The following is an 11812-nucleotide window of genomic DNA, read 5'->3' on the forward strand; positions in this document are numbered from 1 at the left end:
GGGACGAAAGATGGCCGAGAGCCTTGCCACCGGCGCCCCCGCATCTGCGAGGACATCGTCGGCGCTGCCGCATGCCTATACGGCGGCGCTGGCCCTGCTGTCGCTGGCGGCGATCGCCGCCGGCAGCTTCTGGCCGCTGATCGTGCTGGGCTGGCTCTTCCTCGGCCATGTCGCGTTGGAGGTAGTGCTGGGCAACCGCTTTCCGGCCCGCGACCCGGCACCGGTCGCGGAACACTGGACCTTCACGGCGGTGCTGCTCGCGGTCCTGCCGCTGCAGGTGGCGATCCTGGGCTTCGGCCTCTGGCGCCTGACCCTGTCGGCGGCGCCGGCAACCGTGCTGGAGTGGATCGGCATCGTGGCGCTGATGGGCTCCACGGCCGGCAGCTTCGGCATCACAGCCGCGCATGAACTGGTGCACCGGCGGGAGGGCTGGCAGCGCGCGGTCGGGATCGCGCTGCTGCTGATCGCGCATATCCCGCATTTCCGCATCGAGCATGTGCACAACCACCATCCCAATGTCGGCACGCCGAAGGACCCGGCCACCGCGCGGGAGGGGGAAAGCGTCTATGCCTTCTTCCCCCGCAGCATCGTCGGCCAGTACCGCTCCGCCTGGCGGATAGAGGCCGACCGCATGCGCCGCCGCGGCCGCAATGCCTACGGTGCCGGCAACCGCATGCTGCACTATCTGGCGCTGCAGGCCGTGCTGGATATCGGCGTGCTGCTGGTCTTCGGCTGGGCCGGCCTGGCGGTGCTGCTGGCACAGGCGCTGATCGCGGTCTGGCTGCTGGAGACGGTGAACTATGTCGAGCATTATGGCCTCCGCCGGAAGCCGCTCGACCCGGAAGGCCGGCGCTACGAGAAGCTTTCGGCCGCGCATTCCTGGAATGCCGGGCAGTCGGCGACCAATGTCGTGCTGTTCAACCTCGGCCTGCATTCCGCCCATCACATGGAGGCGGCACGGCCCTATCCCGCGCTCTACAACAGCGCCGACCTGCCGCAGCTGCCGACCGGCTATTCCGGCTCTGTGATGCTGGCGATGAACCCGCCGCTCTGGTTCCGCATCATGGCGCCGCGACTGGCGGCGGCGCGACTTGATGGTTGATGGAGTCCGAACTCCGCGTGTCCTGCGCCGCAGATAGCGCTTGGATGCGGCTGCGCAGGAAACCGGAGGGAGCCATGTCCGACGCCGATCTGTTCAGGCAGCTGCACCAGGGACCGGAAGTTCTGGTCCTCCCCAACGCATGGGATGCCGGCACCGCCCGGCTGTTCGCCGATGCCGGCGCGCGTGCGATCGCCACCACCAGTTCCGGCATCGCCTGGTCGCTGGGCTGCCGCGACGGCGACCGGGTGCCGCTTGATCTCTATCTGCAGGTGCTGCGGAACATCCGGCGGGTGGTCGATCTGCCGGTCAGCGCCGATATCGAGGGCGGCTATGCCGACGATCCGGCTCTTGTGCGGGACAAGGTCGCGCGCTTCCTGGATGCCGGCGTGGTGGGCATCAACCTGGAGGACGGCACCGCGGATCCCGACCTGGCCTGTGCCAAGATCGAGGCGGCCCGGCAGGCGGCAACGGCGGCAGGCATCGCCCTGTTCATCAATGCCCGGACCGACATCTGGCTGCGCGGACTCGCCGCCGGCCGCGAAGTCGAGGAGGCCCTCGACCGGGCCAGGCGCTACAGGTCGGCGGGATGCGACGGCCTGTTCGTACCCGGGCGCACGGACGCTGCCGGGATCGCGGCCGTCGCCGGCGGCACTGAGCTGCCGGTGAACGTGATGGCGCGGCCCGGCCTGCCGCCGCTGGCAACCCTGGCGGAACTCGGGGTGCGCCGTCTCAGTGCCGGCGGCGCCATTGTCCAGGCGGCGTGGGGGCATGCCCGCCATCTGGCGGCGGCCATGCTGCGCGGCGACAGCGAACATCTGTTCGACGGGGCGCTGGCCTATCCCGCCACCAATGCGCTGTTTCCAGTGCAGGGCGCGGAAAGCTGAGCTGTCGCGCGCTGGTGTCGGTCAACCCAGCATGACGGCGGTGCCGGCCGCCGCCAGGGCCTTGGCCAGCGCCGACGGTGGCGCCGTGTCGGTGACCAGGGCCGCGAAGCGGGCAGGCGGGGCGATCCGCAGCACCGCGTCGCGGCCGAACTTTGCCGCATCGGCGACCAGCACCGCCTTGCGGGCATGGGCCAGGGCCGCCTGCTTCACCGCCACCTTCTGAGGGTCGAAGTCGGTGGGCGCGCCGTCGGGCGCGAAGCCGGAGCAGCCGATTACGGCGATGTCGACCGCCATCGCGGCCAGCATCGCCGTGGCTGCGGCGCCGACCAGGGAACCGTCGGCGCCCCGCACCTGTCCGCCGGTCAGGTAGGTCTCCGTGCGCTGCGCCGCCGCCAGGATCGTCGCCGCGCCCATGGAGTTGGTGTAGATGGCGGTCAGCCGCCGCGGCAGCAGCGCCGCGGCCACGGCTTCCGCGGTGGTGCCGACATCCAGGTAGACCGAGGCGCCGTCCGGGACCAGCGCCGCCGCCGCCGCGCCGATCCGTGCCTTCGCCGCCACCGCGATGCCGCGCTTCTGGCGGTAGCTGAGGCGCACGCCGTCCTCCGGCAGGCCGGCGCCGCCGTGGAAGCGCTGCAGCAGCCCGGCCTCGTCCAGGCGGATCACGTCGCGGCGCACCGTCTGGGCGGAGACGCCATAGGCCTCCGCCAGTGCCTCGATCGTCGCATAGCCGCTGCCGCGCACCGTCTCCAGGATCGCGAGCTGCCGCGGGTTCAGATCCGCCTCGATATCCTCAGTTCCGCCCATGACAATCCCGGATGGCTGTGTAAGATAATTTACATCGCTGGCGCTGCCGGGCAATCCTTCCATGGCGGGGTCGTGGATGCGACCCCGTCCGCCTGTCTGCCGCCGGCTTTTCGCCAACCGAACCCGTTCGAGTGACGCATGCTGAGCCTCTGCCCGGACCGCGACCTGCTGTTGCGCACCGGTCCCGAAACCTGCCTGCCCTTCGACCCCTGGCGGCTGACCTGGCGCGACGCGGCGGTCCTGCCGGGTGCGGCGGCGCCGATCGCGCCCGCGGCGGCGATGGGCTGGCTGTTCGCGCGTTCCGACGCGCGCCGGGTGCCGGTCGCGGTGATCGGGCCGAAGGCGGCGACCGACCGCCACCGCGCGGTGGCGGAGGAGCTGGGGGCGGCGATCGGGCGCCTGCGGCTGCCGCTGATCACCGGCGGGAGGGGCGGGGTGATGGAGGCGGCGAGTCGCGGCTGCCTGGCCGCCGGCGGCCAGCCGATCGGCATCCTGCCGGACGATGAATGGCAGACCGCCAACGATTTCGTGGCGATCCCCCTGGCGACCGGCCTGGGACCGGCCCGGAATGCGGTGATCGCGCGCGCCGCCTTCGCCCTGGTGGCGATCGGCGGCGAGTACGGCACCCTGTCGGAGATGGCCTTCGGTCTGCATTTCGGGCGCCTGGTCGTGGCGCTGGAGAATGCGCCGGAGGTCGCCGGCGCCCGGCGCTGCGACAGTGTCGAGGAGGCCCTGGATGCGGTCGCCCGGCGCCTGTTCGCGCTGGACGGTTCGGCCGGGACGCCCGGGACGGGAGCTTGACCAAAGCCGGGTGCAGCCCGGAGAGGTATGTCATAAAACGATCACGAGAGTCTGATATGGAGGTTTTCGAAACTTCCAACGGCCTCCGTCAGGGTGGAAACATCGCATGACCCTGCGTCTGGTCACCGGCGCCTACCTTCTGTATCTCGCCGCCCCGATCCTGCTGCTGGTGGTGGGATCGTTCGGCGCGAGCTGGAGCAACACCCTGCTGCCCAGCGGCTTCACCACCGACTGGTATGCCCAGCTGGCCGCCGACCCGAGCTTCGTCCGCGCCTTCGAGACCAGCCTGCTGGTGGTCGCCGCGACCTGCCTGGTGAATGCCCTGGTGGGCGTGCCGCTGGCCTATGTCATCCACGGTGCAGCCCGCGCCGGGGTGCGCTTCGCGGCGCGCCTGGTCTCCCTGATGCCGATCGCGGTGCCGGAACTGGTCCTGGCCTTCGGCTTCATCCTGGTTTTCTCCAGCGACACCCTGCCGTTCCTGGGCAGCACCTGGCTGCTGGTGATGGGCCATGTCGTGCTGACCCTGCCCTACCTGCTGAACGTGCTGCTGGCCGACATGACCGCGCTGCGACTGGACGAGATGGAGCGGGCGGCGGCGACCCTGGGTGCCGGCTTCTGGCAGCGCTTCCGCGACATCGTCCTGCCGGGGCTGCGGCACAGCCTGCTGGCCGGGCTGATCACCGTCGCCGCGATCTCGATCGGCGAGTTCCAGCTGTCGAACCTGGTCGCCGGCTTCCTGAACCGGCCCTATCCGGTGGTCCTGCTGCAGGCCTTCTATGGCGCCACCGGCTTCGCCTGCGCGGCCACCGTGGTGCTGCTGGGCCTGGCGATGCTGGCGGCGGTGGCCGGCGCGCTGACCGCCCGCGCCAGCCGGGCGGGGGCCTGACAGTGGGGATCGATTTCCGCCAGGTCGGCTTCCGCTATGCCGCCGGGCAGGATGGTCAGGCCGCCGGGGTCGCCGATATCGACCTCGCGGTGGACGATGGCGAACTGCTGGCACTGATCGGGCCGTCCGGCTCCGGCAAGAGCACCCTGCTGAAGCTGCTCGCGGGCTTCTTCGACCCCCATGCCGGGCAGATCCTGGTTGACGGGCAGGACGTTGCCGGACTGGCGCCGGAGCGCCGCCGGCTGGGCATGGTGTTCCAGAACTACGCCCTTTTCCCGCATATGAGCGTGGCGCAGAACACCGCCTATCCGCTGAAGGTGCGCGGCATCGGCCGCGCCGAACGCCTGGCCGCCGCCGACGCCATGCTGGCCCGGGTCGGTCTGGCGGGCATGGGCGGGCGGGCGCCGGCCAGCCTGTCCGGCGGGCAGCAGCAGCGGGTGGCGCTGGCCCGCGCCCTGGTGTTCGAGCCGCGGGCGCTCTTGCTGGACGAGCCGCTGTCGGCACTGGACGCCGGCCTGCGGGTGGCGATGCGCGACGAGATCCGGCGGGTCCAGCGCGAGGCGGGGATCGCCACCATCCACGTCACCCACGACCAGGAGGAGGCGCTGTCGATCGCCGACCGGGTCGCGGTGCTGCGCGACGGCCGGCTGGAGCAGGTCGGCCCGCCGCAGGCGATCTACGACCGGCCCTGCAGCCGCTTCGTCGCCGGCTTCGTCGGCCAGGCCAATTTCATTGACGGCGTGCTGCGCGACGGTGGCGTGGTGGAGACGCCGCTGGGCGCCCTGCGCCATGCCGGCATCGCCGCACCCGGCCTGGTCTTGGCCGACGGCGCCGCTGTCACCGTGCTTGTCCGCCCGGAACGGGTGGAGCCGGCCGCCACCGGGGCCACGGGCCATCCGAACCTGCTGCCCGGGACACTGGGCGAGGACCGTTTCCTCGGCGCCGTGCGCCGCTACGACTTCCGGGTCGCCGGCGGGTTGCTGCGGGTCGAGAGCCGCCATCGCGACACGCCGGACGCGGTCGCGATCCCGCCGGAGGCGATCCGGCTGCTTCCGCCCGCCGCGGAAGCGTCCACCGAGGGGAGACCACCGACATGAACCGTCTGCTTGCCCTGGCGGCCGCCGCGCTGATCTCAGCGCCGCTTGCCGCCCCAGTTTCCGCCGCCAGCCTGGAGGGCCCGGAGCTCTATCCGGGCGAACAGGCGCTCTACGACGCCGCGGCCGAGGAAGGCCTCGTCGTCTCCTTCGACACCGGCCCGACCTGGGCGAACTGGGGCAGCCAGTTCAAGCGCTTCAAGCAGCGTTATCCGGAGGTGGAGATCGTCTATAACGACCTGGGTTCCGGCGCGACCGTGGTGGCGCTGGACAAGTCGCGCAACCGGCCGCAGGCGGACACCGCCTATTACTTTGCCGGCTCCGCCCTGGACGCCACCGACAAGGGGCTGACCGCCGCCTTCCAGCCGGTCAATTTCGACAAGCTGCCGGAGCCGTTCCGCCACCCGGAGGGCAAGTGGTTCACCATCCACAGCCTGAACGTCGCCTTCCTGGTGAACACCAAGCTGGTGAAGGACGTGCCGCAGAGCTTCGCCGACCTGCTGAAGCCCGACTACAAGAACAGCATCGTCTACCTGGACCCGCGCTCCACCGGCCAGGGCCAGGTGGTGACCTTCGCCGCCGCCTTCGCCAATGGCGGCGACATGGACAAGGTCGCGCCGGGCATCGACTATCTGGAGAAGCTGCACAAGTCGGGCAACGTCCTGCGGGTCGTCGGCACCACACCCTATGCGCAGTTCGTCAAGGGCGAGATCCCGATCTGGATCGGCTACGAGAATGACGGGCTGAAGGCGAAGTATACAGACGGCATGGGCGACGATGTCGCCGTGGTGATCCCGCAGGAGGCCTCTGCCGCCGCGCCCTATGCGATCAGCCTGGTGGAAGGCGGGCCGAACCCGAATGCCGGCAAGCTGTGGCTGAACTACATCATGACCGATACCGGGCAGACCACCTTTGCCGAGGGCTTCGTACGGCCATCGGTGCCGGGTATCGCCCTGCCGGCGGAGGTGCAGGAGAAGCTGCCGAACGCGCCGCAGATCCAGCCGCTGGACGTCGCCAAGGCGAAGGCCGCGAAGCCGGAGATCGACGCCGCCTGGGCGAAGCAGGTGCTGGGCCAATAGCGATCCGGCCAGGTCGAAGGGGGAGGGCGTGGCCATGGCTGCTCCGGGGATGACACCCGCCGGAATCCGGCTGGGCATGGCCCTGCCGGGCATCGTCATCGCCCTCCTGTTCTTCGCCCTGCCGCTGTCGACCGTCGCCGTGGAGGCGGCGGCCGATGGCGGCAGTGCCTTCGGCCGGCTGTTCGCCGACCCGGTTTTCTGGCGCGGCCTGCGCGGCACCCTGGTGCTGGGAATCACCGCGCCGCTCGCCTCCCTGATCGTCGGCACCGCGGTGGCGATGCATCTGGCGCGGCTGGCGCCGGCGCGGCGCACCGCCATGCTGTTCGTGATCTCGCTGCCGCTGACCTTCTCCGGGCTGATCGTGGCCTATGGCTTCATTCTGGTGTTCGGCCGGGCGGGCTTCGTCACCCTGTCGCTGGCGGAACTGGGCGCCGACCCGGCCGTGGTCGGCGGCTTCATCTATTCGCCGCTGGGCCTGGGCACGGCCTATGCTTATTACCTGATCCCGCGGGTGGTGCTGGTGGTGCTGCCGGCACTGCTGAACTTCGACCAGGGCCAGCTGGCCGCCGCCCGGACCCTGGGGGCGGGGCGCCTGCGGGCGCTGGCCGACATCCTGCTGCCACAGATCCTGCCCAGCCTGGTCGCCGCCTTCGGCCTGACCGCGGCGGTGGCGATCGGCGCCTACGGCACCGCGCTGGCCCTGGTCGGCACGCAGGTGAACATCCTGCCGCTGGTGCTGTATTCGCGGATCTCGGAGACCGGCTCCGACTTCCCCGCCGCCGCCGCCCTGTCGGTCGTGCTGATGGGAATCTGCTGTGCCGTCATCGCGCTGGCGGAGGTGGCGACCCTGCGCCGGACGCCGCTCTCCGCCCGCCGGGGGGCGTGACTGCCACGCGGCCGCGTTATCCGCTAGACTGCGGCGGCTGCGCGGCGGAGTGGATTGAATGCGGCGGACTATCGCTATCCTGACAATTGCAGTGTCTGTGCTGGCCGGCACCCTGTCCGACGGAACGCGGGCTCTGGCCCAGGACGGGGCCGTACCGGGGGTCACCGACAGCCGGATCCTGTTCGGCCAGTCCGCCGCGTTCGAAGGGCCCGCCGCGGCGCTGGGGCGCGACATGCGCACCGGCATCCTGGCCGCCTTCCGGGAGGCGAACGATGCCGGCGGCGTGCTGGGCCGGCAGCTGGAGCTGGTCTCGCTGGACGACGGCTACGAGCCCGCCCAGGCGATCGCCAATACCCGCCGCCTGATCGAGCAGGACCGGGTCTTCGCCCTGATCGGCGAGGTCGGCACGCCCACCTCCCGCGCCGTGCAGCCGCTCGCCACCGAGGCCGGCGTGCCGTTCATCGCGCCGTTCACCGGCGCCGGCTTCCTGCGGGCGCCGGAGCTGTCCAACGTGGTCAATATCCGTGCCTCCTACGCCCAGGAGACGGAGGCCTGGATCCACCACCTGACCAACGACCTGGGACTGAACCGGATCGCCATCCTGTACCAGGACGACAGCTTCGGCCGCGCCGGGCTGGAAGGGGTGCAGGCGGCGCTGGAGCGGCGCGGCATGGCGCTGGTCGCCGAAGGCGTCTACATGCGCAACACCACGGCGGTGAAGCGGGCGCTGCTGACGATCCGCAAGGCGCAGCCCCAGGCGGTGGTGATCGTCGGCGCCTATGCGCCGGCCGCCACCTTCATCACGGTCGCGCAGCGGATCGACTTCCGCCCGCTGTTCGTCAACATCTCCTTCGTCGGCAGCAAGGCGCTGGCGGAAAGCCTGGGTCGGGCCGGCGAGGGGGTGGTCGTCACCCAGGTCGTGCCGCTGCCGACCGATGCCGGCCTGCCATTGGTGGCGGCCTACCAGGCCGCGCTGCAGCGCCAGGATCCGAAAGCGGAGCCCGGCTTCGTCTCCCTGGAGGGGTATATCGCGGCACGACTGACCATCGCGGTGCTGCAGCGGATGGGCGAGCCCGTCACCCGGGAGCGTTTCCTGGAGGCGGTGACCGCCAGCGAGGCGATCGACCTGGACGGGCTGGAACTGCGCTTCGGCCCGCGCGACAACCAGGGCCTGGACCGGGTCTTCCTGACCGTCCTGCAACGCGACGGCAGCTATCGCGCGGTGGACCGGCTGTCGCGCAGCACCCTGCCGGCGGCGGCCCTGCCGCGCCCGGCCGACGCCACGCAGTGAAGGGCAGGGAACGGGGGGCGGTGGCCGGCACCGCGTCCGCCCCGGTCCGCTTCGGCATCAAGGCGCGCCTGTTCCTGGCGGTCGGCCTGCTGGTCCTGCTGACCCTGCTGGCCAGCCTGGTGGCCTGGATCGTCTTCCGCGACATCGAGGCGGCGGTCGGCCGGGTGACGGCGCAGAGCCTGCCGGCGATGGTCACCGCCCTGTCGCTGGAGGAGATGAGTTCCGAGGTCGCTGCCGCGGCGCCGGCGCTCGCCGCCTCCGCCACCGCCGCGGAACTGGCGCGGCGCGAGGCGCGGATGGACCGCAGGCTGGCCGACATGGCCGGGCTGGTGGAACAGCTACGCTCCGCCGAACTGGTGCCGGAGGCGACGGCGCATCTGACCGGCCACCAGGCCCAGGTCGGGGCGACCCTGGAGGACCTGACCGCATCGACAGGGGCCGCGCTGCGCGACGGCGACCGGCGGGAAGTGCTGGTTGCCCGCCTGGCGGACCGGCACCAGAAGTTCGCGGAGACCCTGGAGCCGCTGATCGACGATGCCGTGTTCGACATGGTGATCAGCGGCGAGCGCGAGGCGAGCCAGGGGCGGCGCGCGATCTCCCGCCTGGTGGAGGGCGGCGTCGGCCGGATCGACGCCCTTCTGACCATCGAATCGCAGACCAACCTGGCGGCCGGCCTGATGGGCCAGGCAGCCTTCGTCGAGGATCCTGCGCGACTGCCGCCCCTGGAGGAACGCTTCACTGCCGCGGCGGATACCATCCGGCGCCGGCTGCAGGACTTGGCGCCGCGCGGCGGCATTGCCGGCGGCGAACTCGGTGCGCTGCAGGAGGCGGTGGAGGCGATGCTCGCCTATGGCGACCCGGCCGGCGGCATCTTCGCCCAGCGCGCGGCCGTCGCCGGCGGCGGTGGCACGGGAGAGGAGGTGGCGGTCCTGGGCCAGGAGGCCGCGGCGATGCGGCAGGCGCACGAGGCGCTGCTGCTGCAGCTGGCGCCGATGGTCGACGACGCCTCCTTCAACCTGGTGACCGAGACGGCCGAGGTCTCCCGCACCAGCGGCGAGATCGTCACTGGCCTGATCGACATCGGCACCAGCCTGCTGCACACCCTGCTGACCATCCGGGCGGAGGGCAACCTGGTCTGGGGCCTGTTGTCGGATGCCGCCAACGTGCCGGATCCCAGCATGCTGGGGCCGCTGACGGAGCGCTTCACGGCCGCCGAGGCCACGATCGCCCGGATGCTGGCGGAGCTGCCGCCGACCCTGCATCCGGAGCCGATCAAGGCGGCGGCGTCGGGCCTGCTGGACTTTGGCCGCGGCGAGGACAGCCTGTTCACGACGCGCCGCGACGAGCTGCACCACCAGGCGCAGGCGGCCGCCGCGCTGGAGGACAGCCGCCGTCTGGCGGACGCGATCGGCACGGAGGTCGCCGCATTGGTCCGGGCCGCCCGGGCCCAGAGCGAGGCGGCGGCGAGCGGCACCTCCGCCGCGATCAGTGCCGGCCAGCTGGCGATGTTGCTCTTCACCGCGATCAGCCTGGTCGCGGCGGCGATCCTGCTCGGCCTCTATGTGGTGCCGCAGATCCTGCATCCGCTGGAACGGATCACCGCCTCGATGTCGGCCCTGGCCGGCGGCGACACGGCGGTGGACATTCCCGGCCGCGACCGCCGCGACGAGCTGGGCCGGATGGCGCAGGCGCTGGGCGTGTTCCGCGACACGGCGATCGAGATGCAGCAGAGCAACCTGCGTGAGATCCGCGAGACCCGGTCGCGCCTGCAGGACGCGATCGAGAGCATCTCGGAGGGCTTCTCCCTCTACGATTCCGACGACCGGCTGGTGGTCGCCAACACCAAGTACCAGCAGCTGATGCATCCCGGGCTGGCCGGCGAGGTGGTGCCCGGCATGACCTTCGAGCAGATCATCCGCCGCTCCGCGGAGCGCGGCTATGTGCAGGATGCCAAGGGCCGGGTCGACGAATGGGTGGCGGAGCGGGTCGCCAAGCACCGCAATCCGGGACCGGCCCATATCCACCGTCGCGGCGAGCTGTGGGTGCTGGTGTCGGAGCGCAAGACCGAGGATGGCGGCACGGTGGCGCTCTATTCCGACATCACCGAGCTGAAGCAGCGCGAGCAGGAGCTGGCCAGCAAGACCCAGGCGCTGGAGCAGCTCTCCAGCCAGCTTGCGAAGTATCTGTCGCCGCAGGTCTACGAGAGCATCTTCACCGGCCGGCAGGAGGTGAAGATCGCCAGCCAGCGCAAGAAGCTGACGGTGTTCTTCTCCGACATCGCCGGCTTCACCGAGACCGCCGACCGGATGGAATCGGAGGACCTGACCCAGGTCCTGAACCAGTACCTGACCGAGATGTCGAAGATCGCGCTCGCCCACGGCGCCACCATCGACAAGTATGTCGGCGACGCGATCGTCATCTTCTTCGGCGACCCGACCTCGAAGGGTGTGCGCGAGGACGCGCTGGCCTGCCTGCGGATGGCGGTGGAGATGCGGCAGCGGATGCGCCAGCTGCAGAAGATCTGGCGCGATGCCGGCATCGAGAAGCCGATGCAGACCCGGATGGGCATCAATACCGGCTATTGCACCGTCGGCAATTTCGGCAGCGAAGACCGGATGGACTACACCATCATCGGCGGCGGCGTGAACCTGGCCGCGCGGCTGGAAACGGCGGCGCCGCCGGGCGAGATCCTGGTCTCCTACGAGACCCATGCCCTGGTGAAGGACGAGATCGCCTGCGAGGAGCATGGCAAGATCACGGTGAAGGGGATCGCCGAGCCGGTCACCACCTACCGCGTGCTGGACGCGGAGGAGGCTGCGGCCCAGGCGCAGCGCCGGATCCGTGCCGAGGCGGCGCATCTGAAGCTGGAGGCCGATCCCGACCTGATGTCGCCGACGGAGCGGGCGGAGGCGCAGGCCATGCTGCGCCAGGCGCTGGAGCGGCTGTCCGGCTGAACCTGCGTCAGTTTGCGGCCGTTACAACCTC

The 11812-nt window shown here is 70.9% G+C and carries 10 protein-coding genes; 9 read left to right on the top strand and 1 reads right to left on the bottom strand.

What is annotated here, in order from left to right; genetic code table 11:
• Positions 1 to 10: 10 nt before the first annotated feature.
• Together ACFOGJ_RS17580 and ACFOGJ_RS17585 are read left to right on the top strand one after the other, a co-directional pair.
• Positions 11 to 1102 (top strand): alkane 1-monooxygenase, encoded by a 1092-nt coding sequence (locus ACFOGJ_RS17580; RefSeq protein WP_379902896.1) that lies wholly within the window; start codon positions 11 to 13, stop codon positions 1100 to 1102.
• 74 nt (positions 1103 to 1176) lie between these two features.
• A complete protein-coding gene (locus ACFOGJ_RS17585; protein WP_379902899.1) occupies positions 1177 to 1986 on the top strand; it encodes an isocitrate lyase/PEP mutase family protein in 810 nt (269 codons plus the stop codon).
• 21 nt (positions 1987 to 2007) lie between these two features.
• On the opposite strand, the gene ACFOGJ_RS17590 is transcribed toward ACFOGJ_RS17585, so the two are convergent.
• Positions 2008 to 2853, bottom strand: a complete 846-nt coding sequence (locus ACFOGJ_RS17590; protein ID WP_449288592.1) for a DeoR/GlpR family DNA-binding transcription regulator — start codon at positions 2851 to 2853, stop codon at positions 2008 to 2010.
• 75 nt (positions 2854 to 2928) lie between these two features.
• On the opposite strand from ACFOGJ_RS17590, the gene ACFOGJ_RS17595 reads away from it, so the two are divergent.
• The 7 genes from ACFOGJ_RS17595 to ACFOGJ_RS17625 all read left to right on the top strand — a co-directional run bounded on the left by ACFOGJ_RS17595 (position 2929) and on the right by ACFOGJ_RS17625 (position 11781).
• Positions 2929 to 3591 (top strand): TIGR00725 family protein, encoded by a 663-nt coding sequence (locus tag ACFOGJ_RS17595; RefSeq protein ID WP_379902906.1) that lies wholly within the window; start codon positions 2929 to 2931, stop codon positions 3589 to 3591.
• Between the two features lie 106 nt (positions 3592 to 3697).
• Entirely contained in the window at positions 3698 to 4477 is a 780-nt protein-coding gene (locus tag ACFOGJ_RS17600) for an ABC transporter permease (RefSeq protein WP_379902909.1), read from the top strand.
• A 2-nt stretch (positions 4478 to 4479) separates the two neighbouring features.
• Positions 4480 to 5574, top strand: a complete 1095-nt coding sequence (locus ACFOGJ_RS17605) for an ABC transporter ATP-binding protein (RefSeq protein WP_379902911.1) — start codon at positions 4480 to 4482, stop codon at positions 5572 to 5574.
• Positions 5571 to 6650, top strand: coding sequence for an extracellular solute-binding protein (locus tag ACFOGJ_RS17610; RefSeq protein ID WP_379902913.1), 1080 nt, complete (start codon positions 5571 to 5573; stop codon positions 6648 to 6650). The genes ACFOGJ_RS17605 and ACFOGJ_RS17610 overlap by 4 nt, the downstream gene beginning before the upstream one ends.
• Positions 6651 to 6684: 34 nt before the next feature.
• Complete coding sequence (locus tag ACFOGJ_RS17615) at positions 6685 to 7536, top strand: ABC transporter permease (RefSeq protein ID WP_379902916.1); 852 nt, start codon at positions 6685 to 6687, stop codon at positions 7534 to 7536.
• 91 nt (positions 7537 to 7627) lie between these two features.
• Complete coding sequence (locus ACFOGJ_RS17620) at positions 7628 to 8827, top strand: ABC transporter substrate-binding protein (RefSeq protein WP_379902918.1); 1200 nt, start codon at positions 7628 to 7630, stop codon at positions 8825 to 8827.
• Between the two features lie 20 nt (positions 8828 to 8847).
• Positions 8848 to 11781 carry an adenylate/guanylate cyclase domain-containing protein gene (locus tag ACFOGJ_RS17625; protein ID WP_379902921.1) on the top strand — a complete coding sequence of 978 codons (2934 nt, stop codon included), beginning with the start codon at positions 8848 to 8850 and terminating at the stop codon, positions 11779 to 11781.
• Positions 11782 to 11812 lie beyond the last annotated feature (31 nt).

The organism is Marinibaculum pumilum (assembly GCF_042646425.1).
Classification (GTDB): domain Bacteria; phylum Pseudomonadota; class Alphaproteobacteria; order Ferrovibrionales; family Ferrovibrionaceae; genus Marinibaculum; species Marinibaculum pumilum.

Excerpts from the sequence above, each read along its gene's own strand:
- ACFOGJ_RS17580 (WP_379902896.1), top strand. The coding sequence starts at position 11 with ATGGCCGAGAGCCTTGCCACCGGCGCCCCCGCATCTGCGAGGACATCG.
- ACFOGJ_RS17585 (WP_379902899.1), top strand. The coding sequence starts at position 1,177 with ATGTCCGACGCCGATCTGTTCAGGCAGCTGCACCAGGGACCGGAAGTT.
- ACFOGJ_RS17590 (WP_449288592.1), bottom strand. The coding sequence starts at position 2,853 with ATGGAAGGATTGCCCGGCAGCGCCAGCGATGTAAATTATCTTACACAG.
- ACFOGJ_RS17595 (WP_379902906.1), top strand. The coding sequence starts at position 2,929 with ATGCTGAGCCTCTGCCCGGACCGCGACCTGCTGTTGCGCACCGGTCCC.
- ACFOGJ_RS17600 (WP_379902909.1), top strand. The coding sequence starts at position 3,698 with ATGACCCTGCGTCTGGTCACCGGCGCCTACCTTCTGTATCTCGCCGCC.
- ACFOGJ_RS17610 (WP_379902913.1), top strand. The coding sequence starts at position 5,571 with ATGAACCGTCTGCTTGCCCTGGCGGCCGCCGCGCTGATCTCAGCGCCG.
- ACFOGJ_RS17615 (WP_379902916.1), top strand. The coding sequence starts at position 6,685 with ATGGCTGCTCCGGGGATGACACCCGCCGGAATCCGGCTGGGCATGGCC.